The following is a 25414-nucleotide window of genomic DNA, read 5'->3' as shown; positions in this document are numbered from 1 at the left end:
TGTCGCCTTTTTTCTCCCTTGGACGACTTGTTATCCCAGCGCCGGCAGACGCCGGATTATACAAGGAGGACAAAGGCTATGAAGATCGTGTTTTTTGAATCGTCTTGAGCAGAGCAGCGGCTTCCCTGCGGGGCGCGAAGGACAGGTATTCATCGGAGAGGAGCAAGGCAATTGGACCGCAGGCTGGCAAGAGACGGCCGAGAGCGGAGATACGGAGCGAACGGTCTGGTACGAAGGCACGAGCTGGGAGGAGCTGCTGTCGTCGTTCCGCCATGGCGTTGCCGGCAGGATGAAGGAAGGGTACCGTCCGATGCTGGACGGCATGCTCGAGGATACGCCGTTCTGGGAGCGCAAGCCGCAGCTGCAGACGCTGCTCCAGTGCTATGCGGACGGACAGTCGGCTTCGGACGAGATCGTCGAATCGCTGCGCGTATGGCGACGGACGAAGGCGGCCGAAGAGAAGCGGCCGGCGTATATGATCGCGACCAACCGCGAGCTTCACGGATTGGCGGTCTTCCTGCCGCATAGCCAAGCGGAGCTGCAGCAGGTGCCCGGCTTCGGCAAGCTCAAGGCGGAGCGGTACGGCGCGGAGCTGGTCGCGATGCTCGCCAAGACGGAGCGTAGCCATGCGTTCCCGCTGGAATGGGTATCCGCGGCGGTCAACTCCGAGCAGTATGCCGCCTGGATGTTCGCCCAGCGGGAGGACCGCTACGGCAAGAGCTTGTCGCTTATACAGGAGAAGCGCAAGCTGCTGGCTGGCATTCGCGAGGGGAGCTCGCTTGGGGAGCTCGCCGAACGGATGCAGTGCGCGCGCAGGGAGCTGATCGCCAGGATTGAGCAGCTCGACGAGGAAGGCTACGACGTGCTGCCGCTGATCGATCAGGAGCTGGCCGCCGTGCCGGAGCAGGAGAAGGAAGTCGCCCTGGGCGCCATGGACGAGCTCGGCGATCGTTTCCTTAAGCCGCTGCAGCAGCGGGTGTACGGAGGCGCGGCGGGGACTGAATATGCCGAGACCGAGCGACAGTACGAGAAGCTGCGCATGCTTCGCATAAGCTTCCGTAGAAGCAGGAAGATCGCGATTTAAGGGCGAATTCGGCCATAAACCCGCGTTCATGGCAGCGGGGCGCCCTTTTGCAGCCGAACCGGACGTGATATGATGCCAAGGATATTGAATCGGCACGCATGCGCGGGTTCGGCGAGGGGCGCTTACTGACATGGAACTGGACAAAAAAGATGAAGCTCGGCCGTCTCACTTGGCCTATTATGATCGAGATGTTCCTGGCGTTCGCCATCGGGACGTCGGATACGCTGATGGTGAGCCGCATCTCGGACGCTGCGGTGGCCGTCGTCGGCTTTTCCAACCAGTTTTTTAATGCGGTTATCGTCGTTTTTATGCTGGTCGCGAGCGGCGCGGGTATTTTGATCGCCAACCGGCTCGGCGCGGGCGAAGCGTACGAGGCGCGAAAGCTGGCGATCGTCTCCGTCGTGCTGACCGGCGCGATCGGGCTCGCCGTCAGCCTGCTGATGATATTCGGGGCGAGCCAATTCGCCGGATGGCTCGGCATGCCGCACGATATCCGGCCCCTCGCCAAGGATTATATGGCGATCGTGGGCGGCGGCATGGTCTTTACGGCAATCGGCAATGCGCTATCTACCGCCATCCGCAACACGGGCAATACGCGTTCTCCGATGTACATCGCGATCATGATGAACGTCGTTCACATCTTTCTGAACGCGCTGTTTATTTTCGGTCTACTCGGCTTTCCGAAGTGGGGGCTGTTCGGCGTGGCGCTGTCGACGCTGTTCGTGCGGGCGTCGTCGGTCGTGCTGCTGCTTTACGTGTTCCGCTCGGCATTCGGCGGCCGGGTCGGGTTTCGCGAATTCATGCGTCCGGATTGGAGCAAGTCGAAGGATATTTTGCGGATCGGCTGGCCGCTCAGCATCAATGGCGGCTCTTGGCAGATCTCGCAGCTCGCGATCACGGGGATCATCGGCGTGATGGGCGCGCAGGAGCTGGCGGCGCGAACGTATATGAATACGATGGAATCGTTCGCGTTCACGATCGGGTGGTCGTACGCGATGGCGGTGCAGATCCTGATCGCCTACCTGTTCGGGCAGGGGGAGGCTGAGAGAGGCGTACCGGAGCGCGTACCGGGCGATGGGGTACGGCATGGCGTTCGTCATGTTCAATACGGCGCTGATGCTCCTGTTCCGCAAGCAGATCATCACCTTTTTCACGGACGATCCGTGGATCGTGGACATGGCGATCGTGCTCCTCTGGCTGAATTTGATCCTTCAGCCGGGCAAGATGCTCAACATGGCGCTCGGCCAGTCGATCGTAGCGGTCGGAGACAGCCGCTATATGATGAAGATCTCGATACCCAGCCAGTGGCTGGTGTCCGTCGGTCTTACTTACGTCCTCGGCATCCAGCTGGGATGGGGACTGTACGGCGTCTACGCGGGCATGATCCTCGACGAGTATATCCGGGGCGCCGCGCTGTACCTTCGCTGGCGGCATCACCGCAAGCGCGGCCTTTTCGCCGACAGCGGCGACCGCGGCGCGGGGGCGCTGGCCGCAAGGGCGGGCGGCGTACAAGTTTAATCTTCCTTGCAACGACAAAGGCGCTCCCGCTCGCTGCTGCTGCAGCGGATCAGGAGCGCCTTGTCTGCGAAGACGGGCCGGCGTCGTTCATAGCCAATCCTTCTTGCGGAAGATATAGAACATGCCGAAGCCAAGACCGATCATGATGCACAGCAGCACGACGGAGCCGTACTGGTCGTGCATGCCGGGAATGTAATCGAAGTTCATGCCGTATACCCCGGTCAGGAAAGTGAGGGGCATGAAGATCGTCGTCAGCGCCGTGAACACGCGCATGATCTCATTGGCCCGGTTGGCGACGCTGGACTGATAGGCTTCGCGCAAGTTGCCCATGAGGTCCCGGTACGTTTCGAACGTTTCGTATATTTTGACGGCATTTTCGTGAATGTCGATAAAGTACTTTTGCAGCTGATGATCGATAAGCCTGAGATCCCGTTTGTTCAGCGTGGCGATGACGTCGCGCTGCGGTCCCAGCACCTTCTTGAGCCACAGAATCTCGCTTCGCAGACCGATGATCTCGGTCAGATGCGACTTTTTGGTGTGCATCAGAATATCCTCTTCGAGCTGCTCGATGCGGGCTTCGATCCGGTCGCCGACGGAGAAATAATTGTCGACGACGATATCGACGAGGTGGTACATCAAGCGGTCGGCGGAGTTGACTTCCTGCTCCCAGAGAATCGGCTTGATGCTGCGCAGCTCGTTGATCTTCTGGCGGGTGACGGTGATGAGATAATGCCGTCCCAGGAAGACGTTCAGGGCGCGGAGGAAAATCTCCTCGTCGTCGAACCGGATGCTGTTGATGACCAGGAAATAATGGCTCTCGTAAACCTCGAGCTTGGGGCGCTGCTCTTCCTCGGTCATACAGTCTTCGACGGCCAGATCGTGGATGCCGAACAGCGGCTGCAGAACGACCAGATCGTCGATGTCCGCGTCAATCCAGTAAAAGCCTGCATCCGGCGGAATAAGCGTTTCGGTAATATCTTCAACAGGCGTGAATACGCCTTGACGGACCAGGCGGATTTTCATGGTTATCGCTCCTTGTCATAATCGGCTTAAGCGCCGTCCGGCACGCCTGTAGGGGGCGCATGGGTACGGCGCTGTCGTATTATGCAGGGCGAACATCCGCGCGCGAAGGGGGGGTTACTCGGCGGAGCCGGGCAAGCGCGGGGCTTCGGTGGCGGACTCTCGTCCTGCGGCAATGCGTCTTGCGTTGCGACTTGGCCCAGGATGATCTCCTTCCATGACCGGCTCCCCCCCTTCCGTTTTTCGGATCGCTGCTTAGCCTCGAATTCGCCCTGTCCGGGCGCAATCCGTGTTAAGTATAATCCTCCGCTTCATCCCTTTCAAGGACAATTTCGCGCGGCTGTCCAGGCGCTTGACGGAAGCGGGCCGATCGGTTACATTAATTGTAGTTTAACCCATACAACCGAATAGTTTTGCCCATCTTATCAAGAGCAGGCGGAGGGACTAGCCCGATGAAGCCCGGCAACCGGCGTAGCGTACGCACGGTGCTAATTCTTGCGAAGACGTCCGTCATCGGACGTTTCTGGGAGATGAGAGAGGCGATCGCGCGACCGTTTGTTCACGACGACCCCTTTCCGACGAAAGCGGGTCTTTTGTTTTGCCAACACACCTGAACAGGAGTGATATGATGCCCATCAAGGTACCCGACAATCTGCCCGCCAAAGAGACGCTGGCCGGAGAAAACATATTCGTCATGGACGAAAGCGTCGCCTACCATCAGGATATTCGGCCGCTTCGGATCGCGATACTGAATTTGATGCCGACGAAAGAAACGACCGAAACGCAGCTGCTGCGCCTGATCGGGAATACGCCGCTGCAGGTGGAGGTCGTGCTCCTCCATCCGAAAACCCACACGTCCAAAAACACGTCCTCCGAGCACCTCGAGAGCTTCTACAAAACGTTCGACGAGATCGCCCATCAGCGCTACGACGGTCTGATCATCACGGGTGCGCCCGTAGAGACGCTGCCGTTCGAAGAGGTCAACTATTGGGAAGAGCTGAAGGACATCATGGATTGGAGCGCCAAGTACGTCACCTCGACCTTCCATATCTGTTGGGCGGCCCAAGCCGGTCTGTACCACCACTTCGGCGTGCCGAAGCTTGCGCTCGAGGAAAAGCTGTTCGGCGTTTTCCCGCATACGATCTCGAAGCGCAACGTGCCGCTGCTGCGCGGGTTCGACGAGATGTTCTACGTGCCGCAGTCCAGGCATACCGAGGTAAGGCGCGAGGATATCGACAAAGTACAGCAGCTCGAGGTTTGGGCGGAATCCGAGGAAGCGGGCGTATACATCGTGGCGTCGCGCGGAGGCAAGCAGATTTTCGTCACCGGACATTCCGAATACGACCCGAATTCGCTGAAGTGGGAATATGATCGCGACAAGGCGAAGGGACTTCGGATCGACGTGCCGAAAAATTATTTTCCGAAAGACGATCCGTCCAAAATGCCGCTGTCGACGTGGCGCGCGCACGCGAACCTGCTGTATTCCAACTGGCTGAACTATTATGTATACCAGGAGACGCCTTACGATCTTGGCGGGGGCATCTGAGCGGAGGAGCCGCAGGAGCATCGCCGATAAGCGCCCATGCGCAAAGAAGGAAAGATCGCGAACGTTCGTTAGTCCGCCGGCGCCAGGCGCCCAACCTATGACGATGGAGGAATCTCATTCATGAAAATCGAAAGCCGCCTTGCCCAGATCGGTTCGCAGGAGGATCCCGCGACCGGCGCCGTGAGCTTTCCGGTCTACCAGGCGACCGCATTCCGCCATCCCAAGCTCGGCCAGAGCACGGGCTTCGACTATGCCCGCACGAAAAGCCCGACGAGAGCCGTCCTCGAGGAAGCGGCCGCGCAGCTCGAGAGCGGGGACCGCGGATTCGCCTGCAGCTCCGGCATGGCCGCGCTCCAGACGATCTTTGCCCTTTTCAAGCAAGGCGACCATCTGATCGTCTCGCTCGATTTGTACGGCGGGACTTACCGCCTGCTGGAGAAGATCATGTCCCGCTTCGGCGTGACCGCGTCGTACGTGGACACGAACGACCTCGATGCGCTCGAATCGCTTCGCACGCCGGCGACCCGCGCCGTGTTGATCGAGACGCCGACCAATCCGCTCATGATGATCACGGACATCGCAGCGGTCGCGTCCTGGGCCAAAGCGCACGGACTGCTGACGATCGTCGACAATACGCTGCTCACGCCGTATCTCCAGCGTCCGATCGAGCTCGGCGCCGACATCGTCGTTCATAGCGCCACGAAGTACTTGGGCGGCCACAACGACGTGCTCGCGGGATTGATCGTCACGAAGGGACGGGCATTGTCCGACGAGATGGCATTCCTCCACAACTCCATCGGCGCGGTGCTCGGTCCGCAGGATTCCTGGCTGCTGATGCGGGGCATGAAGACGCTGGCCTTGCGGATGGAGCGTCACGAGTTCAACTCCGTCAAGCTGGCGCAGTGGCTGTCCGAACACCCGGCCGTCGAGCAGGTATACCATCCCGCGCTGCCGGGGCATCCGGGACACGACGTTCAGAAGCGGCAGGCTTCGGGCAGCACGGGCATCTTCTCCTTCCGAATGAAGGACGCCCGTACGGTCGAGCCGATTTTGCGCCATTTGCGCCTGATCGCGTTCGCGGAGAGCCTGGGCGGCGTCGAGTCGCTGCTGACTTACCCGGCCGTGCAGACGCATGCCGACATTCCCGAGGAGATCCGCCGCAAGGTCGGCGTGGACGACCGCCTGCTGCGATTCTCCGTCGGCATCGAGCATATCGACGACCTGATCGAAGATTTGGGACAAGCGATCGAGGCCGCCGGCGCGGAGATCGGGGGCGAACGCGCGTGACGCATCCGAACGACCGGCACGCGGGCGACCGCGAATTCGCGACCAAGCTGATCCACTTCGGCGCGGAGATCGACGAAGCGACGGGCGCCTCGAGCGTGCCGATCTACCAGGCGTCGACGTTCCATCACTTCGATCTGGAACAGCCGCCGAAGCACGACTACAGCCGCTCGGGCAATCCGACCCGAGAAGCGCTGGAATCTTACATCGCGCTGCTCGAAGGCGGAACGCGCGGATTCGCGTTCTCCTCCGGCATGTCCGCGATCTCGACCGCCTTTCTGCTCCTCTCGGCGGGCGACCACGTCATCGTCACGGAGGATGTATATGGCGGCACTTACCGGCTGTTGACGACCGTGCTGAACCGGCTGGCGATCGAATCGACCTTCGTCGACATGACGGACTTCGAGCAAGTCGTCGCGGCGCGCAGGCCGAACACGAAGGCGTTGTTCATGGAGACGCCGTCCAACCCGACGCTCAAGATCACCGACATCAGGCGGATCGCCGCTTGGGCCAAGGAGCAGGAGCTGCTCACGATGCTCGACAATACGTTCATGACGCCTTACCACCAGCGTCCGATCGAGCTTGGCGTCGATCTGGTAATACATAGCGCGACCAAGTTTTTGGGCGGCCACAGCGACGTGCTCGCGGGCTTGATCGTCACGGCCGACGAAGCGCTCGGCCGGCGGGTCAAGGCGCTGCAGAACGGCTTGGGGACGGTGCTCGGCACGCAGGAGAGCTGGCTGCTCATGCGCGGCATGAAGACGCTGCAGGTACGCATGGAAGCGAGCGAGCGCAGCGCGCGCAAGCTGGCGCAATGGCTGAGCGAGCATCCGGGCGTGGCGCGCGTCTATTACCCGGGACTGGACGGCCATCCGGGCAAAGAAATTCACGAACGGCAATCGCAAGGGTACGGCGCCGTCGTCTCCTTCGATGCGGGGAGCGGGGAGAAGGCGCGGAGGCTGCTCGGCAAGGTACGCATTCCGATCGTGGCGGTCAGCCTCGGAGCGGTCGAGAGCATCCTGTCCTATCCGGCCATGATGTCCCATGCCGCGATGCCTGCGGAAGTAAGAGCGGCGCGAGGCATTACCGACGGACTCGTGCGGTATTCGGTCGGACTGGAGGATATCGACGATTTGATCCGCGATCTGACGCAGGCGCTGGAGGCCTGATTAAAGCGCATTGCGACGGCCTGGTCCGTTCGTATTAGGTTTCCATAATTCGCCTTTCCGAGCCTTCCGATTCGTGCTAAAATAACAATATTCGACATTCGACAAGACAAGGCAGGCGAGGACGTGACCGCGACGATGCTGCTTGAGAGATTTAAGACGATTGCCAAGGCATTTCTCCCGAATGGCCGGTTGAATGCCTTCCCGCCGGATTTTACGATCCGACGGCCGATCCTATCTCTTCTAAAGCGGCGTCTCGGTCGCGGAGAAGCCTGCTTTTTTAGCCTTGTACCGCTGGGAGAGCAAATCCGATCCCGAGCATCGGCAGCATAGCCGAGAGGAAGAAAAAAGACTGTCCGCCGTCAGCCGGAAGCAGCTCACGATGCTCGCCCGCGAACAGTTCGGTTCGCGCGAGCTGATCGGCATGGACCAGTACGGTCCGCAGGATTACGTCGTGCTCGTCAGCGCGCCGCAGGATCCGGACGAGTCGTTCGTGCCCGTCGCGCTGTTCCGCAAGCTGGAGCTGCTGCGACACGCCTTCGAAGGCGGCACGGCAGCCGTCATGCCCGAAGCCGCGGAGCAATGGCAGTTGACGGGCACGTACGTGCCCGTATCGTGCGCTTCGTGGGCGTCCGACCCGAACGCGGCGGCGGTGCTCAAGGAGACGTTCGACTTCGCGCTGGCGCTCGCCACGGGAGCGGTCACGCCGCAGGTGATCGAAGCGCGCAGACAGCTTGACGAGATTCTGGCCGAGGGCCGGATCTCTGTGCTGGCGCAGCCGATCATGGACCTCAGGAGCGGCGACGTGTACGGCTGGGAGATCCTGACGCGCGGTCCTGCCGCGAGCGTGTTCCATATGCCGGACGAGCTATTCCGCTTTGCGGGTCAGAGCAAGCTGCTCAGCAAGCTTGAATTTATCGTGATTAGGCATGCCCTGGACGAGATCGCGAGCCGGCGCATTTGCGAGCCCGTCTTTCTGAACGTCACGCCGGTGACCTTGGCGCATCCGTTGTTCATGGCGCATCTGGAGCAATGCCTGGAGCGTCATCCGTCGCTGTCTCCCGGACAGATCGTGCTCGAGATCACCGAGCGCCACGAGATCCACGATCTTGCGGAGATGGCCCGGATCTTGGACCGGTTCCGCGAGAAGGGTTACCGCTTCGCGATCGACGATGCAGGATCCGGCTACTCGAGCCTGCAGTGGATCGGCGAGCTGATGCCGGAGCTGATCAAGATCGATCGTTCGGTCATCCAGTTCGTGGACCGGTACAAGGTCAAGGAGAGTCTGCTGCGCGCGATCGTGACCGCCGCCGAAGAGATGAACAGCGACGTCGTGGCCGAAGGCGTCGAGCGCGAGGAAGAGGCCGACGTGCTTTTCCGGCTGAACGTGAGCATGGGGCAAGGCTATTATTTCGCGCGCCCGAATCCGCTTTTGCACGAGCATGAGCGCGGGATTTTCCAAGAAATGAAGGAACGGATACAGGTTCGGCGCGGCTTGGTTGCTTCCTGATGAGGGGAAGCACCTTTTTTATTCGGCATTAATCGTGATTTATTTCACAAAGAAATGCATGACAAGGACGGCGAACAGCGTTAGAATATAGGCATAATGAAGGAGGCTTGAACGATGAGTGCGGTGGATGGAATACTATCACGCGCGCTGCAAGGCCAGCGCTTGGAATTGGAAGATGTCGTCAAGCTGTTCGAATCGGACGAGATCGAGAAAATGGGGGCGGCGGCGAACGAGCTGATGCTGCGCCGCCACCCGGACCCGATCACGACGTTCGTAGTCGGCCGCAACGTGAATTATACGAATATTTGCGACGTATATTGCCGTTTTTGCGCTTTCTATCGCGCGCCGGGCTCCAACGAGGGCTACGTGCTGCCGGACGAATTGATTTTGCAAAAGATTCAAGAGACGGTCGACGTCGGCGGCACCGAGATTTTGATGCAGGGCGGCACGAACCCGAACCTGAAGTTCGGCTATTACCTGGACTTGCTGCGCAAGATCAAGGCGCGCTTCCCCCGATATCACCATGCACTCGTTCTCCCCCGCGGAGATTCACAAGATGAAGGACGTCTCGGACGGCTTGTCGCTCGAAGAGGTCATCCGGCAGATCCACGAAGCTGGACTCGACTCGCTGCCCGGCGGCGGCGCGGAGATCCTGGACGATCGCACGCGCAAGAAGATCAGCCGGCTGAAGGGCTCCTGGCGCGATTGGATGGACGTCATGACGACCGCGCACAAGATCGGCATGAATACGACCGCGACGATGGTTATCGGCTTCGGCGAATCGATGGAGGAGCGGGCGCTGCATCTGCTGCGGGTGCGCGAAGCGCAGGACGAATGCCTGAACAACGGCTATCCGTCCAAGGGCTTCCTGGCGTTTATCCCGTGGACGTTCCAGCCGGACAATACGAACATGAAGCGCGAGAAGGCGACGCCGGAAGAGTATCTGAAGACGCTGGCGATCAGCCGCATCGCGCTCGACAATATCGACAACTTCCAGTCGTCCTGGGTCACGATGGGGCCGGAGATCGGCAAGCTGTCGCTCACTTACGGCTGCAACGATTTCGGCAGCACGATGATGGAAGAAAACGTCGTCTCGGCCGCAGGCACCACGCATAAAGTCAACATCGAACTCATCCTGAAGCTGATCCGCGAGGCAGGAAAAATCCCAGCGCAGCGGAATACGCGGTACGAGATTTTGAAGGTGTACAACGAGGACGAGAGTGTGACGCGGGACTTTATTATGCAGAACTGATACGTATGGCTATATCAACGCTTGTCTAACGACGACCCTGAACGGGCTTCGGTTGGATAAGCGTTTTTGCTTTACCCTCCCCAAACTTCCCAAATTGACAGCGGTTTCTACGTGGCGTAATGTAGCGTAAAGGTATACTTACTGCGTGAGAGAGGAACATCCATGTCATCCCTCAAAAATGTTCGTTTCCGAACGAAGCTTTTCGTGCTGTTCACCTTATTCAGCAGCATACCGGTGCTTTTGCTGGGCATCGTCGCTTACCAAAAGTCATCCGTCATGTTCCATCGTCAGACCGAGCAGGATCTAAGCGTCATTCTTTCGCAGCTTAACACCTCCATCGACAGGCAAATTGGGGATTTTGACCGATTTTCGATGCTTCCCTATTATTTGCCGGACATCTTCTCCTTCCTCAACAAAACGGACAGCCATTCCGAGCAGGTCGGCACCGCCCGGATCGAGGCTCAAAAAAACGATGGCGAGAATGATGAGCGCGTATCCATCGATCAACTCTTCGATTCAGGGTCTCATGATTTACGGAATGAACGGATCGACGAACGGGTATCGGATCAACGGTTCGTTCAGACTGAACCCGGCGGTCGACATGAGACAAGATTCTTGGTACGGCGACGTGATGAAAAAGAAAGGCGGCTTCGTCATCACGGGTGTCGAGAAGATCAATCAGTTCGAAGGGAAGCCTTTTTCGGCAGTCATCGGGTCGCGGCTCATTATGGACGATAACTACGCGCCTTTGGCGATTATCGCCATTTTTATTTCGCCCGATTTCATTCCGAAGCTCGTCCGGTCGCTGGACCTTCCAACCGTGCAGGTGACCGTCGTCGATCGTAACGGACAGCTTGTGTATGCGTCCGATGAAGAGCTGGCCAGTCGACAATTGGCCGCCTCATCGGATCGCGACAAGGGAATCTGGGAAATGAATCGCTCGCCCGTCAGCGGGGACGCCGCATACAGCGGCGTATACGAGAAGAGCGCCTATTCGGGCTGGACCGTATACCTGGGCGTCAACCGTAATGAAATGCTGAAGGGGAGCCGGTCGATCCGCAATTTTACCCTGGGCATCGTCGTTGCCTTGGTATTCGGCGCCGCAGGGCTATCGTGGCTGCTGGCCAGATCGTTGTCCCAACCAGTCTACCGCATGATCCGGTCGATGCGCGCGGTTGAGAAAGGGGACTTTACGATTCCGGCCGTGATGGAGCGGAAGGACGAGATCGGCAGGCTGGAGTCGAGCTACGGCAGAATGATTTTCAGAATCGGCGAGCTTCTGCATTCCGTCGAGGAGAAGGAACGGCAGAAGCGACATGCCGAGCTGTACGCCTTAAAAGCCAGAATTCAGCCTCATTTCCTTTACAATACGCTCAACTCGATCCGCATGCTGGCTATTCTCCAGCAATCGACCCAGATCGCGAAGCTGATCCAGGCGTTGAATAAATTGCTTCAAGCGAATATGAAGCTCGATAGCGAGCTTGTGACGCTCGAGGAAGAGATCCGGCTTCTGCGGGAATACGCATTTTTGATGGATCTTCGGTATACGAACGTCTTCGAGCTTCAATGGCGAATCGATCAGAAAGGAATAGACGCAGCCGTTCCGCCGATGCTGCTGCAGCCGATTTTGGAAAATGCGATCTTTCATGGCGCGAAAGGGCTGGATCGCAAACTGAACGTTGTCGTATCCGCGACGCTCGAAGCCGGAGGCAGAACGCTTGTCATTGACATCGCGGATGACGGAGCGGGGCCCGCCGATATGTACCGTCTCCTGGCGGATCACGAGGAGGGAGGCGACCGTTCCGCACGAATCGGCCTGCGCAACGTTCGGGACCGTATTCAGCTTCGGTTCGGTCCGGCCTACGGCCTGACCGTTCTGCGGCAGGAAGGCTGGACGATCATGCGGATGACGATGCCCTACAAAAAAGTAAAGAAGGAGGAGGAAGAGGACGATGTGGAATCTTCTGGTGGTGGACGATGAGCCCATCGTGCGAATGGGGCTGCGCTACATGGTGGATTGGGACAGTCTGGGTATCGTCTGGAAGGCCGAAGCTTCAAGCGGAGAGGAGGCATGGAGCCTTCTGGACCAGGACGACATCCATATCGTCATGACGGATATCCGAATGCCAGGGCTGGACGGACTCGAATTATCCAAGCGAATCAAGGAGCGTCGGCCTGAGATTCCGGTTATCATTTTGAGCAGCTACGACACCTTCTCGTACGTCAAGGAAGCGTTGAGGATCGGCGCGGCTGACTATCTTCACAAGCCTACAATGGATGAAAACGAGATCGGAGCGACGCTGCGGAAAGTTGTCGGCAGGCTCGAGGAAACGTTGGAAAGGAGCGCCGTTTTCGCTGCGGAAGACAGAGACGCCTATCTGTTGCAACTGCTGGATCGATTTACATTTCCTGCGGACGCAAGGCTGCCCGAGCAATCGCTCTTGGCTTCGGGGTATTGGCTGACCGTGTTTCGCAGACGCGACGACGCCGTATCGGACACCGATTCCGATCATCTGAGGTTTCAGTCCATCCGGCATCTCATTGAAGACTACGTCGGGAAAGATTGGGGCGGCGTCGTATTCCATCGCAGCTACCGCGAAGTGATCTGGATCGCGCCGGATACCGCCAAGAGCGGCCATGCGGATAAGACGAAGTATTTGGATGCCGTCCGCCGCAAGGTGCTGGAATATCTGAACGCAGCGCTCATCTACGCCTCCAGCGACACGCATGCGAATACGGAAGAACTGCCGGATGCGTATATGGAGGCGCTTCTCCGCCTGCCGGTGAACGAGCAAAGCGACAACCAGATCGTTCGGCGCGCGAAGGCCTTTATCGACGAGCACTTGCTGGAGGATATCGGCTTATCCAAAGTGGCGGAAGCCATCGTAGTCAGTCCGGGTCATTTGAGCCGTATATTCCAGCAGCAGGTAGGAGAAACCTTTATCGATTACATCACGCGAAACAAGCTCGATTATGCGCAAAAACTGCTGAGAAGCACCAACCGCAAAGTTTACGATATCGCCGCCGAGGTCGGGTATGCCAATCCGCATTATTTTAGCAAGCTGTTCAAAGAACGGAAAGGGATCACGCCTCTGGAATACCGCAACCAGTAAAAGCGACGGCGAGCTGGGAAACGACCGAAGACCGGACAGAACGAATCTGGCCGGTCTTCTTGCATTCGGCGTCTTGCGGCGGAAGAGAGGGTCCGATAAAAAAAGATACGAAAGCGCATGAATCGTCTATTGCCGCGGCGACGCATCGGAGATAGAGGCCTCGAAAATGGAAAATAATCAAATGAAATCGCAGATTCCCCTCATACTCAAATGAACAAGCCGAACTTACAATTACATTATTCGATGACAAGTCGAATCGGACGCTTTTAAAAGCATCAACATTCAACGGGGGGTAGCTGGAATGAAAGCACGGTCTTGGTCGTGGATCGCCATGATGGTCATCGTATTGACGGTGGCCGGCTGCGGAAGCAGCAAAGATGGGAATAAGGCAGCCGGACAGGACGCATCGGCGGCCAGCAAGGTGACCATCTCGATCTGGTCGCTGAATAACGGCTGGGATTGGATGAAGCCGGCTATCGAAGACTTTAAAAAAAGAAAACCAGAACGTCGAGGTCGAACTGACGCAGTACGAGACCGATCCGATCAAGGAAGCGCTGAAGGTGGCCGCGAGCGCCCGGACGCTCCCCGATATGTGGTTTACTTGGGGCGGCACGCTCGGCTCCTTTTATGCGGACAACGGCATGACGAAGGATCTGACGCAAATCGCGGCGGATCAAAATTGGTCGGCCAAATACAACAAAGCGGCACTCGATATGGTGACGTATAACGGCAAAATTTCCGGCGTTCCGATTCACTTGAACGTGATGGGCATGTGGTATCCGAAGAGCGTCTACGATAAGGCGGGATTGAAAGCGCCGACGACGTTTGCAGAATTCGAATCCCAGCTTCAAAAGCTGAAGGACAGCGGTGTCACGCCGCTCGCTTTCGGAAGCAAAGGCGGCTGGCATACGATGCGTCTGACCGAGCAGCTCCTGGAGCATTTCGCAGGACCGCAGCTGCACGACAAGCTGAACGCGCTCGACGCGAGCTGGAACGATCCGGCCGTCGTCAAGACATTTGAGAAACTGAAGGAATATACCGACAAAGGCTATTTTCCGAAAGGCTACTCGATGGTCGATCCGACGGAGGCCGAAGCGTTGATCTACCAGGAGCAAGCGGGCATGATCAACGAGGGCACATGGTTCGACGGTACGATTACCGCCGAAGGGTTCGACAATTCGAAGTTCGACGTTTTCTCATTCCCGACCGAGCAAACGCCGCAGCGGGCTTCCGTATTCGCCGAGATGTTCCAGATCAACGGGGAGTCCGATCCGGCCAAGCAGGACGCGGCGGTACGCCTGGGCGAGTTCATAGCCGATTATATTACGAAAAACGGTCACGGCACCCCGGCAACGTTAAATGCGCCGGTATCGGACGCGACGCCTCACGTGAGCGCCTTGCTCGACTCCGCCAAGGCGGGCGGCTTCCTGATCACCGACCAAGCGCTTCCGCAAGAGGTCGTGCAAAAGCTGTTCGAAGCGCAGGACAAGGTTGCCCTTAAGGAATGGACGCCGGCGCAGGCGGCCGAGGAGATGGAGAAGGCCGCGCAGACGTATAAGAGCAGAAAGAAATAACGATTGCAAAAAAAAGCAAGCAAGCACCGGGCGGCCATTCCTGAAGGGCCGTCCGGCAACGCGGAAAGGAGCTGCGCTCGTGGCCCAGCGTGCATGGAAACCGTGGCTCTTTCTGGCCCCGGCACTCATCATCTATCTGATTGTCATCTTCGTTCCATCGATTTATACCTTTTATTTGAGCTTCTTCAACTGGAATGGCGTCTCGCCGCAGAAGACGTTTGTCGGCTTGTCCAATTATATTCAATTGCTCACGAAGGACAATGTGTTCCAGCTCGCGCTTAAAAACAACTTGCTGTGGACGATCGCTTCTCTTGTTTTTATTATGGGATTCGGATTTGCCCTTGCCTTGCTCCTGAATCGTAAATTAAAAGGCCGTGTCGCTTTCCGGGGCATCTTTTATTTTCCCTTTCTGCTCTCCGGCATCGTCGTCGCGACAGGATGGTCATGGATGTACAATCCGACAAACGGCTTCGTCAACAAGCTGCTGGCGTCGATTGGACTGGAAAGTTGGACACATGCTTGGTTAGCCGAGCCGAAAACGGCATTACCCGCTGTCTTTATAGCCGCTTTGTGGCAGGGCGTAGGCCAGCCGATGGTGCTGTTCCTGGCGGGGCTGCAAACGATACCTGCAGACCCCTACGAGGCGGCGATTATCGATGGCGCGAAAAGTCATCAGCGCTTCCGGTATATTACGCTGCCGCTGCTCCGCGAAACGTTCGTGATCGTCTTCGCTACGACAATGATCGGCTCGATGAAAGTATACGACATTATCTATGGCATGACGGGAGGCGGACCGGCCGAAAGCACGCAGGTGCTCTCTTCCTGGATGTATTATCAAACCTTTAAATTCGCCAACATCGGGACAGGCTCGGCCATTTCCTTTTTCCTCGTCATGGTTACGATGGTCGTGATCATCCCTTATGTGTTCTATACGACCAAAAAATCGCATGTGTAATAGAAGAAAGCAGGTGAGCGGTATTGGATGGGCAACGTCTTCACCCCGCGGCCAATGCGGTTCGCTATCTGTTCCTGATCGTCATTGCCGCAGCGTTTTTGATACCCGTCGTTTTTGTCGCTTTTACCGCGCTTAAATCCCGGCCTGAATTGGCGACCTCGCGCTTTTATGCATTTCCGAAGGACATCCAGTGGGGAAACTTTCAAAAAGCATGGGAGCTAGGCCATTTGGGCATGTATACCCAAAATACGCTGTTCATTTGCCTGGTCAAGGTTCCCCTCGGCATTTTTGTCGAAGCGTTTGCGGCTTTCGCCCTGACTCGGATGGTTTTTAAGCGGAGCAATGCGATGTTTGCCTTTTTTCTCGTCGGGATGATGATCCCGATGCAGGCGACATTAGTGCCGCTGAACATCTTTTTGAACAAAACGCATTTGGTCAGCACCTACCCCGGCATCTTCCTCGTTTATATCGGCTTTGGCATTCCTTTCGGCATTTTGATTCTTCGCGGATTTTTCCGTACGATTCCGAAGGAGATCGACGAAGCGGCCTTGATAGACGGATGCGGCGAGCTTGGCACGTTTTTCCGGATTATACTGCCTCTTTCCATGCCGGCGATCGCGACGCTCGTCATTTTTGATTTTATGGCGACGTGGAATGAGTTTTTGCTTGCGCAAATCTTTATTACAAAAGACGCGATGAAGACGATTACGACCGGGTTGATGTCCTTCCGCGGCGAGCATGCCACCGATTATACGCTCATGAATGCCGGCGTATTGATCTCCATCTTGCCCTCCCTCCTCGTCTATCTGTTGTTCCAGAAGTATTTTGTATCCGGACTTGCCGGTTCCGTCAAAGGCTAAGCGCGGCCGGCAGACTAGTTTAATGGAGGAATCCAACAAATGAACGTAAGCGCTCAAACCAAAGTCGGGGTGCTGTGGGGCAATCCCGCGGCTCGACCCGTTATCCTCAAATATATACCGGAAATCGAAGCGCAGCCGCATCTCTCATTTCTGTACAAAAATCTAAAATTGTCGGATTATCCTGGCTATACGCAAGCCGTTGAGGAGGAAGCCTGGTTAATGGGCATCCTCTCGGAGCTAGCCTCCGTACCGGACGGCGTACCTGTATGGTCCAACGATGGGCATGCCGCTCCCCCCTCCAAGCTACGAGCTTGGAAGCGTAATAGCAGCATCGGCAAGCGCCACCAGTTCCGGACAAATCGGTCTATGGGACGTATGGGAGGTCGAGCTCCGAGGTCCCGGCCACGGAAACCCCTACGTCGATGTCGAGCTTGGCGCCCAATTTTGCATCGGCAGCCGCAAGATTCATATGCCTGGATTTTACGACGGGGACGGCGTCTACCGTATTCGATTCATGCCGGACACCAAGGGAGAATGGCGCTTCAGCACCTGCAGCAATGCCCGTTCTCTCGACGGAATCGAGGGGCGGTTCGTTTGCGTCGGGGCGACGGAAGGAAATCACGGACCGGTTCGGGTAAAGAATCGCTTTCATTTTGGCTACGAGGACGGTACGCCTTACGTGCCGGTCGGTACGACGAGTTATGCCTGGACGCACCAGGGTCAAGAGCTGGAAGAGCAGACGCTGCAATCGCTGGCTCGATCCCCGTTCAATAAAATTCGAATGTGCGTGTTCCCTAAATCTTATTTGTACAATGTAAACGAGCCGGCGCTTGAGGCGTTCCAGCGAACATCCGACGGAGCGTGGGATTTTGAACGATTTAATCCCGATTTTTTCCGCCATCTGGAGACGAGAGTCGCCGATCTCGGCAAGCTCGGAATCGAAGCCGATCTCATTTTGTTCCATCCTTACGATCGATGGGGATATGCGGAGATGGACCGGGCGACAGACGACCGGTACTTGCGTTATATCGTCGCGCGGCTTGCGGCTTACCGGAACGTCTGGTGGTCCCTGGCTAACGAGTACGATCTGATGTGGGCGAAAACGGAAGACGATTGGGAACGCTTTGCGCGCATGGTCAAAGAAAACGATCCGTTCGGTCACCTGATTTCCAATCACAATTGCATGGCCTTTTACGATTTCTCCAAGCCCTGGGTCACGCATTGCAGCCTCCAGCGGGTGGACGTCTATAAAACGGCCGAATCGACCAACGAATGGCGCGAAAGATGGGGGGAAGCCGGTCGTTATCGACGAATGCGCGTATGAAGGGGACATCGATCAGGGCTGGGGCAACATTACGGGAGAGGAAATGGCAAGGCGATTTTGGGAGGGCGCGATTCGGGGCGGCTATGTCGGACATGGCGAAACGTATTTGAATCCAGAACAAACTTTATGGTGGTCCAAAGGCGGCGAATTGCGCGGAACCAGCCCGGAACGCATTGGCTTCCTGAGAAAAATAATGGAAGAAGGCCCTGCCGAAGGGTTAAACCCGCTTCCTTCCGATTGGGATGTGCCGCGTGCAGGCGTGGACGGCCTATATTATTTGTATTATTTCGGATTTAATCAGCCGAAGTTTCGGGAGTTCAGGCACCGCCCGGGTATCCAATATTGGGTGGACATCATCGATACGTGGAATATGACCGTATGCAGACTGGATCGCGCTTACGAAGGAACGTTCAGAATTGAACTGCCGGGCCGCCCGTACATGGCGGTAAGGATGACGCGAAAGGAGGAATGATCTTCGCTTGCCCCTGAGACTGCCCTAAATCCCTTGCTCCAAATTCCGCATTTTACCGCCCGTCAGTTCATAAAATATACCACAAGCGACGAGCGATCGTATATCCCGAATCCGGTCACCATATAGCTTAAGAACAGGAAGCCGGGGGTGAGCCGATGGATAGGGAGCAGTGGGCGGTCAGGGTGTACGGGAACCTTGAGATTCGGGGCAAGCTGCAGCGCATGTTGAACGATGCGTTCGAGGGGCTGGCCGACAGCGCGGGACAAGGCCCTTGGCGCCTTGCCGAACGCGGCGACGCGATCGTGTGCAAGCTGGATATCTCGGCGGGACAAAGGGAGTTTTGCGACAAAGTCGGCATGGTGCTGGCGGAATTCGTGCTGTCGGTCAAGGAGCCGCAGACGCTCGAGCGATTCATGCAGCGCAGGCTGAATACGCGCGACACGAAGGAAATCAAGACGGGAATGCGGGAAGCGATCGTTCTGTTGAACGGCGAACTGCCGGATGGCGATACCGGCGGTTCGGAGGCCGTCGCCGGCGATGGCAGGAAGCGACGACTGGTCAAGATCGCTGCGAAGCTCGGCGATTATCTGTGGCGGAACGGCTCGGTTCATTTGGACGGCTACATGCGGTTTCGCATGCGCGAGCACGCGGAAGAACTTCGGGAAGCGGCGGAAACGGCGGTCGAAGAAATGCTGATGGACCGCCAGTATCAAGAGTTCATGCGCCTGCTCCAGTCGATGGTGAAAGGGCAGGAGACCGGTCTGCCGGCCATTCACGTGCTGCACGGCGGTGGCCAAGGACCGACGCTGCTCGACGAGAAAATGCGCCCGCTGCAGGACGAACCCGCCACCGAGCCGATCCTGCAAGCGGCGTCCGATCAGCAGGATCGCGAGAGCTTGCTGGTCACCAGACTGCTCGCTGCGAGCCCCAGACGGCTATACATCCATACCGACGAACCGGATGCGCAGGTCGTGCGGACGCTGATGGGCATTTTCGGCGAGCGAGCTGCGATCTGCGACCATCCGATGCCGCGCTGAAGCGGTCGCTCTAGGCGAGATGCGGCTTGACGCACGCGGCTGTATACAGGTATAATGCAACGTATCGGCTGTGAGAAAGACAGCGGCGCTGCAACGGACGGTCCAGAGAGAGGAACCTTGGCTGCAAGTTCCTTCCGGCAACGGCAAGCGTCGACCCCTTTCGAGCCGCAGTGCCGAACGCGAAGGGCATTCCCGCATGCTTCGTAAGTGAACGAACGCAAGCGGCTAAGCCTGCATCGCCATTAAGTATTGCCGGGTCATGACCGTTACTCATGCCTAGAGAATCGCCCGTACTCCGCCTTGAGCGGCAGGCGCGGCGGTTGAACGAGGGTGGAACCACGGACGCCATACACAGGCGCTCGTCCCTTACCGGGGACGGGCGCTTTTTTTGCGTTGCTTTGTCCCCAAATACCAATTCCACGCTGCCGAGGAGGCCATCGCAATGACTGTACAAATCAAACTGCCCGACGGAGCGGTCCGCGAATACGAGGACGGCTCCAATATCGCCGACGTCGCGGGCTCGATCAGCCCGGGACTGAAGAAAAACGCCGTTGCCGGCAAGCTGAACGGCAAGGTCGTCGACCTGAACGCCGAGCTGGCGCCGGACGCCAAAGTCGAGATCGTGACGCTCGACTCCGCCGACGGCGTCGAAGTGATGCGCCACAGTACCGCTCACCTCATGGCTCAGGCGATCAAGCGCATCTACGGCGATACGGCGGTGAAGCTCGGCATCGGTCCGGTGATCGAGGACGGCTTCTACTACGATATCGACATGGAGCAGTCGATCACGCCGGAGGACCTGGCGAAGATCGAAGCCGAGATGGAGAAAATCGTCAAGGAAGACTTGCCGATCGTCCGGCGCGTCGTCAGCCGCGAAGAAGCGCTCCGGATCTACACCGAGCTGGGCGACCCGCTCAAGCTCGATCTGATCAGCGGCCTGCCGGAAGAGGCGGAGATCACGATCTACGACCAAGGGGGAATTTTTCGATCTATGCCGCGGACCGCATTTGCCGTCGACCGGCCGCATCAAGTCCTTCAAGCTGCTGAGCGTGGCGGGCGCATACTGGCGCGGCGACAGCAAGAACAAGATGCTGCAGCGCATCTACGGCACCGCCTTCGCCAAAAAGGCGCAGCTCGACGAGCATCTCCATTTCCTCGAAGAAGCGAAGAAGCGCGACCACCGCAAGCTCGGCAAAGAGCTGGGCATGTTCACCTTCTCCCGCGAAGTGGGCCAAGGCCTGCCGCTGTGGCTGCCAAACGGCGCCAAGGTTCGCCAGATGCTCGAGCGTTATATCGTCGACCTGGAGGAGAAGCTTGGCTATCAGCACGTATACACGCCGGTGCTCGCGAACGTCGAGCTTTATAAAATCTCGGGTCACTGGGAGCACTATCAGGAGGACATGTTCCCGCCGATGCAGATGGACAACGAGGAGCTTGTCCTGCGCCCGATGAACTGCCCGCATCACATGATGGTCTACAAGAGCGAGATGCGCAGCTACCGCGATCTGCCGATCCGGATCGCCGAGCTCGGCACGATGCACCGCTACGAGATGTCCGGCGCGTTGACCGGCTTGCACCGCGTGCGCGCGATGACGCTCAACGATTCGCACATTTTCTGCCGTCTCGACCAGATAAAGGAGGAGTTCAAGCGCGTCGTGCAGCTGATCCAGCGCGTCTACGAGGACTTCGGGCTGAAGGAATACCGCTTCCGGCTGTCCTACCGGGATCCGGCGGACAAGGAAAAGTATTGGCCGGACGACCACATGTGGGAAACGACGCAGCGCATGCTCCGCGAGGTGGTCGACGAGCTCGGCCTGCCTTACTTCGAGGCAGAAGGCGAAGCGGCATTCTATGGACCGAAGCTGGACGTGCAGGTGAAGACGGCGCTCGGCAAGGAAGAGACGCTCTCCACCGCGCAGATCGACGTGCTCTTGCCTGAGCGCTTCGAGCTCGAGTACGTCGGCGACGACGGCAAAAAGCATCGCCCGGTCGTCATCCACCGCGGCATCATCAGCACGATGGAGCGCATGACCGCTTTCCTGCTGGAGAACTTCGCCGGCGCGCTGCCGGTCTGGCTGTGCCCGGTGCAAGCCAAGATCCTGCCCGTCAGCCAAGCGTTCGAGGGATACGCGCGCGAGCTCGAAGACAAGATTCGCGAATCCGGCGTTCGTGTCGTAGCGGACCTGCGCAACGAGAAGCTCGGCTACAAAATCCGCGAGGCGCAGCTTGAGAAGGTACCTTACATGCTCGTCGTAGGCGAGAACGAATCCGCCGCCGGCACCGTTTCGGTCCGCCGCCGCGGCGAAGGCGATATCGGCGCGGAGCCGATCGACGCGTTCATCGCGCGCATCAGAGGCGACATCGACAGCAAACGCACCGACTAAAATAGGCGTTAGGTCACGACGCATAAAGCTTGCGGGCTTTGGACATTCTCCCTCTAGGAGGAATGTTACCGATGCCCGCAAGCTTTTTTTTCAGATCGGCCATGGCGCTTCTTGTCGTCTCCGCCGCATGGACCGCGCCCGACATCCCGCGGGCCGGCGCGGAAACGAACGCGGAAGAGCAACGCGAGGGAACTTATCCCGCAACCGTCTCCGTCCTGGCGACCGGCTATACGGCGGGCGTGGAATCGACGGGCAAACGTCCGGGGCACCCGCAATACGGCGTGACTTTTTCGGGCGTCAAAGTGAGGCGCAGCAAGGTATCGACCATTGCGGCCGATACGCGCGTATTTCCTTTGGGCACGCTTCTGTACATTCCGGGATACGGCTACGGCTGCGTCGCGGACACCGGCTCACGGATCAAGGGGAGACGCATCGACCTCTATTTCCCGTCGACCCGGCAAGTGTTCAAGGAATGGGGAAAAAAACAGGTCGAGGTCAAGGTCATTCGCCGAGGAAACGGCAGGGTGACGGAGACGATGCTGGACGAGATGAACGAGGTCGCCGTGGCGGGCCAGGACTTGTCCGACAAAAAATTCGATTCTTAGTATATTTATGATATTACGATCGGAATCCATATGTTAAAATAAAGGAGATGAGGATCAAAAGGCCTAAGGAGTGACATTGAGGCATGACGAACTCCCGCGGAGAAATCGGAAGTCGCGAACAATCCGCTATTGAGGATGAACTTCTGAACGAGCTGTATCGGGAGATGCTGCGGGTGGCCCGTCACAGGCTTCATCACAAGAGCGACGCGACCGACGTGGTCCAGGAAGCGTGGGTTAGAATCTTGGAAAAGCGGGACACGCTCCGTGAGAGCAACAAGATCATCCCGTGGGCGAAGACGATCGCCGCCAATTTGGCGCTGAACGCCAACCGCGCCAGGCGCGTCAAGCCCGTCAGCGAGCTGAGCGAAGCTTATGCGGCCGCCGAATCCGGATCCGCGAGGCAAAGCGAGCCGGAGACGATGGCGGAGTTGACCGACATCCTCGGACGGCTGGAGCCGGCGACGCGAACGCTGTTGCTTTACAAGTTTTATTACGGGTTCAAGGACGACGAGATCGCGGCTGCCCTGCAGGTGCCGGTCGGGACCGTCAAAGCCCGTATCCACCGGGGAAAGGCAAGATTGAAGGCCGAAGCCGGGGGCGCAGGAGCCATGGATTTATAGCGATTCGCATATAAGCGAGAGGAACCGAGAGGTTCCTCTTTTATTTTGCCTTCCGGACAGATATAATGTTAGCAATTATTACATTATGTCGATCGATGTAGAAAATGTCGATAGAAGTCGGGGGCGATTCGCAATGGCCGAATGGCGGAGATGGTTCAGGAGAACGGACGGAGCCGATTCGAAGAGGGCCGCGTCGGGGATGGCGTCAGGTACGGCTTCCGCCGCGACGGCGGGACCGATCGGTACGGCGCACGGCGCGGACCAAGATAAGCTGCGGACGATGGTGGGCGAAGCGGTCGTCATCTCCGATCGGCTTCAGGCCGCTGTCGGCGAGGTGGATTCGAGCGTCGGGCAGCTGGAGGCGATCGCGGACCGGTCTGCCGTTCAAGAAGACCGGCTGCGGCAGCAGAGCAAGGTGGCGGCAGGACGGCTGGACGAAGCGTTTTCCGCGCTGCAAGAGGTAGCGGCGGCTTCGGAGGAGATCCGCTCGAACGCCCAAAGCATGAGCCGCCAGAGCCAGGAGGCCAGGGACGTCGTCATCGACGTGTGCAGATCGATGCTGCATACCGACGAAGTCATGAACGATCTCGCGGCGCATCACGGCACGATGGAGGAGCGCGTGAGCGGACTCATCGCCGAAGCCTCCAAAATTACGCAGATGAACGAATTGATCCAGGAAATCGTGTCGCAGACGTCCTTGCTGGCGCTGAACGCGGCCATCGAGGCTGCGCATGCGGGCGAATACGGCAGCGGGTTTACCGTCGTCGCCCAGGAGATCCGCAAGCTCGCCGAGCAGAGCAGCGTCGCGGTCAAGCGCTCGACGGGCATCGTTCGAGACATCGAGGCGGGCATCCGGCAGGTCGTCGCATCGGTGGCCGAGGAAAAGCAGTCGGTCTCGCGAGGGCTGAGCGAGATGAAGGTCAATCGCGACCGGATGGATGCGATCTACAATCATATCCTTAAAGTGGACGGACAGGTCGACAAGACGCTGACCGCTGCGGCCGAGCAGGCGGACCGGACTTCCGCGGCCAATGCGATGCTGAAGGATGTCGTCGACAACGTCAATCAGATGATGGCGAGCATCGACGATACGCTTGCCCAGAATTTCAAGCAGCGGGCGGAAACGGCCAAGCTCGGCAGGGTATCGACGGAGCTCAAGACGGCGGCGGAAGAGCTGATCGGGGCTGTCCAGCAGGCCGGAGGCAAGGTGTGGGCGGATACCGGACTCGCGGAAAAAGAACGTTGGATGCAATTTTTGACGACCATGGCGGCCGACCCGGCGCTGGGCGGGCTGGACGAGGACATTCACCGCAAGGTGCTGTCGGGGTGGCTGGCGCAGACGGCAGGCGCGGAAGCGATCTGGTCCAACCGGGCGGACGGCTCCTTTATCTTTTCCGAGCCGGTCGCGGGTCTGCTCAACGCGCGCAGCAGGGAGTGGTGGAAAAAGGCAATGGGGGGCGAGATTTTCGTATCGGAAGTTTACCTGTCCGCGATCACGAAAAAGCCCTGCGTGACGGTGTCGACGCCGCTGCAGGGAGCGGATGGCCGTCCGATCGGCGTAATCGGCATCGATATTGTCATCTCTTCCTAAAAAATAGCTGACATAAGGGTTCTCATGATGGCGAATTTCCGATACAATTGGCTTACGTGTGATGAATCTTCACAAGAATAGACAGGTGATATTTCATGACAAAGCCGATTGTGCAAGCTGTATCGAGGTCCGCCGCACCGGCTCGGCACGCGGAGGTGCATTCGTTGCTGGACGCTCTCATTCAAAAGCGGCTCGAGGAAGTGGCGGAGATCGAGCAGATGGTTCAGCGCTACGAGCGCCGGGTCCAGAAGGAAGAGCAGGCCTATCGAACGATGTCGGCGCTGCGCAAATTTCTGAGCGGCAAAAAGCCGGATCATCACGCCGCGGTCGAATACATCCACTACGTCAAAAAGCCGCTTGAAAAGGCCAGGAAGCTGCGCGAGGAGATCGCACGCTACGAGACGATGAAGCAGAACGGCGAATATATAGAAGAATAAGCATTCGAGCGGCATGCGCGACATCAAAGAAGCTTTTCCGACGACCTGCGGGTCGCGATCGG

At 58.1% G+C, this 25414-nt stretch carries 20 protein-coding genes, 3 pseudogenes and 1 riboswitch; of the genes and pseudogenes, 22 read left to right on the top strand and 1 reads right to left on the bottom strand.

Annotated features, from left to right (window positions below; genetic code table 11):
- Window positions 1–94: 94 nt before the first annotated feature.
- From OMP38_RS05680 to OMP38_RS05670, 3 genes and pseudogenes are all read left to right on the top strand, one after another.
- A complete protein-coding gene (locus tag OMP38_RS05680; RefSeq protein ID WP_277564230.1) occupies window positions 95–1084 on the top strand; it encodes an HRDC domain-containing protein in 990 nt (329 codons plus the stop codon).
- Window positions 1085–1182: 98 nt separating this feature from the next.
- Window positions 1183–2073, top strand: a pseudogene (locus OMP38_RS05675) (MATE family efflux transporter); the annotation flags it as partial.
- An 85-nt stretch (window positions 2074–2158) separates the two neighbouring features.
- Entirely contained in the window at window positions 2159–2602 is a 444-nt protein-coding gene (locus OMP38_RS05670) for an MATE family efflux transporter (RefSeq protein ID WP_338130475.1), read from the top strand.
- An 87-nt stretch (window positions 2603–2689) separates the two neighbouring features.
- On the opposite strand, the gene corA is transcribed toward OMP38_RS05670, so the two are convergent.
- Complete coding sequence (gene corA / locus OMP38_RS05665) at window positions 2690–3625, bottom strand: magnesium/cobalt transporter CorA (RefSeq protein ID WP_277564229.1); 936 nt, start codon at window positions 3623–3625, stop codon at window positions 2690–2692.
- Window positions 3626–4041: 416 nt separating this feature from the next.
- A riboswitch (SAM riboswitch) is annotated at window positions 4042–4159 on the top strand.
- 91 nt (window positions 4160–4250) lie between these two features.
- On the opposite strand from corA, the gene metA reads away from it, so the two are divergent.
- The 19 genes and pseudogenes from metA (at window position 4251) to OMP38_RS05575 (ending at window position 25352) form a co-directional block, all read left to right on the top strand.
- Window positions 4251–5168, top strand: a complete 918-nt coding sequence (gene metA / locus OMP38_RS05660) for a homoserine O-acetyltransferase MetA (protein ID WP_277564228.1) — start codon at window positions 4251–4253, stop codon at window positions 5166–5168.
- A gap of 120 nt (window positions 5169–5288) precedes the next feature.
- A complete protein-coding gene (locus OMP38_RS05655) occupies window positions 5289–6455 on the top strand; it encodes a PLP-dependent transferase (protein WP_277564227.1) in 1167 nt (388 codons plus the stop codon).
- Window positions 6452–7621: a PLP-dependent transferase gene (locus OMP38_RS05650; protein ID WP_277564226.1), complete on the top strand. Its 1170-nt coding sequence runs from the start codon at window positions 6452–6454 to the stop codon at window positions 7619–7621. Before OMP38_RS05655 ends, OMP38_RS05650 begins: the two co-directional genes overlap by 4 nt.
- Window positions 7622–7904: 283 nt before the next feature.
- The gene (locus tag OMP38_RS05645; RefSeq protein WP_277564225.1) at window positions 7905–9128 is read left to right on the top strand and encodes an EAL domain-containing protein; all 1224 of its coding nucleotides are present in this window, start codon (window positions 7905–7907) and stop codon (window positions 9126–9128) included.
- A 114-nt stretch (window positions 9129–9242) separates the two neighbouring features.
- A pseudogene (gene mqnC / locus OMP38_RS05640) lies at window positions 9243–10380 on the top strand (cyclic dehypoxanthinyl futalosine synthase).
- A 162-nt stretch (window positions 10381–10542) separates the two neighbouring features.
- On the top strand, window positions 10543–11118 hold the full coding sequence (locus OMP38_RS05635) for a hypothetical protein (protein ID WP_277564224.1): 576 nt from the start codon (window positions 10543–10545) through the stop codon (window positions 11116–11118).
- Complete coding sequence (locus OMP38_RS34455; RefSeq protein WP_338130474.1) at window positions 11012–12361, top strand: sensor histidine kinase; 1350 nt, start codon at window positions 11012–11014, stop codon at window positions 12359–12361. Before OMP38_RS05635 ends, OMP38_RS34455 begins: the two co-directional genes overlap by 107 nt.
- A complete protein-coding gene (locus tag OMP38_RS05625; RefSeq protein WP_277564223.1) occupies window positions 12333–13493 on the top strand; it encodes a response regulator in 1161 nt (386 codons plus the stop codon). Before OMP38_RS34455 ends, OMP38_RS05625 begins: the two co-directional genes overlap by 29 nt.
- A gap of 518 nt (window positions 13494–14011) precedes the next feature.
- Complete coding sequence (locus OMP38_RS05620; RefSeq protein ID WP_277565179.1) at window positions 14012–15067, top strand: ABC transporter substrate-binding protein; 1056 nt, start codon at window positions 14012–14014, stop codon at window positions 15065–15067.
- A gap of 79 nt (window positions 15068–15146) precedes the next feature.
- Window positions 15147–16022 carry a carbohydrate ABC transporter permease gene (locus OMP38_RS05615; protein WP_277564222.1) on the top strand — a complete coding sequence of 292 codons (876 nt, stop codon included), beginning with the start codon at window positions 15147–15149 and terminating at the stop codon, window positions 16020–16022.
- Window positions 16023–16045: 23 nt separating this feature from the next.
- Window positions 16046–16882 (top strand): carbohydrate ABC transporter permease, encoded by an 837-nt coding sequence (locus OMP38_RS05610; RefSeq protein WP_277564221.1) that lies wholly within the window; start codon window positions 16046–16048, stop codon window positions 16880–16882.
- A 277-nt stretch (window positions 16883–17159) separates the two neighbouring features.
- Window positions 17160–18206 carry a DUF5060 domain-containing protein gene (locus OMP38_RS34450; RefSeq protein ID WP_338130417.1) on the top strand — a complete coding sequence of 349 codons (1047 nt, stop codon included), beginning with the start codon at window positions 17160–17162 and terminating at the stop codon, window positions 18204–18206.
- 43 nt (window positions 18207–18249) lie between these two features.
- Entirely contained in the window at window positions 18250–18678 is a 429-nt protein-coding gene (locus OMP38_RS34445) for a DUF5605 domain-containing protein (RefSeq protein WP_338130416.1), read from the top strand.
- 155 nt (window positions 18679–18833) lie between these two features.
- Window positions 18834–19715 (top strand): putative sporulation protein YtxC, encoded by an 882-nt coding sequence (locus OMP38_RS05600; RefSeq protein ID WP_277564220.1) that lies wholly within the window; start codon window positions 18834–18836, stop codon window positions 19713–19715.
- A gap of 442 nt (window positions 19716–20157) precedes the next feature.
- Window positions 20158–22099: pseudogene (thrS, locus tag OMP38_RS05595) on the top strand (threonine--tRNA ligase).
- 71 nt (window positions 22100–22170) lie between these two features.
- Window positions 22171–22704 carry a 3D domain-containing protein gene (locus OMP38_RS05590; RefSeq protein ID WP_277564219.1) on the top strand — a complete coding sequence of 178 codons (534 nt, stop codon included), beginning with the start codon at window positions 22171–22173 and terminating at the stop codon, window positions 22702–22704.
- Between the two features lie 83 nt (window positions 22705–22787).
- Window positions 22788–23324 carry an RNA polymerase sigma factor gene (locus OMP38_RS05585; protein ID WP_277564218.1) on the top strand — a complete coding sequence of 179 codons (537 nt, stop codon included), beginning with the start codon at window positions 22788–22790 and terminating at the stop codon, window positions 23322–23324.
- A gap of 133 nt (window positions 23325–23457) precedes the next feature.
- The gene (locus OMP38_RS05580) at window positions 23458–24915 is read left to right on the top strand and encodes a methyl-accepting chemotaxis protein (RefSeq protein WP_277564217.1); all 1458 of its coding nucleotides are present in this window, start codon (window positions 23458–23460) and stop codon (window positions 24913–24915) included.
- Window positions 24916–25079: 164 nt separating this feature from the next.
- Complete coding sequence (locus tag OMP38_RS05575; protein ID WP_277564216.1) at window positions 25080–25352, top strand: hypothetical protein; 273 nt, start codon at window positions 25080–25082, stop codon at window positions 25350–25352.
- Window positions 25353–25414: the final 62 nt, after the last annotated feature.

The organism is Cohnella ginsengisoli, from assembly GCF_029525555.1.
Classification (GTDB): Bacteria; Bacillota; Bacilli; order Paenibacillales; family Paenibacillaceae; genus Cohnella; species Cohnella ginsengisoli.
Note: the sequence above shows the minus strand (reverse complement) of the source record. Positions and strands in the feature narration are given on the sequence as shown.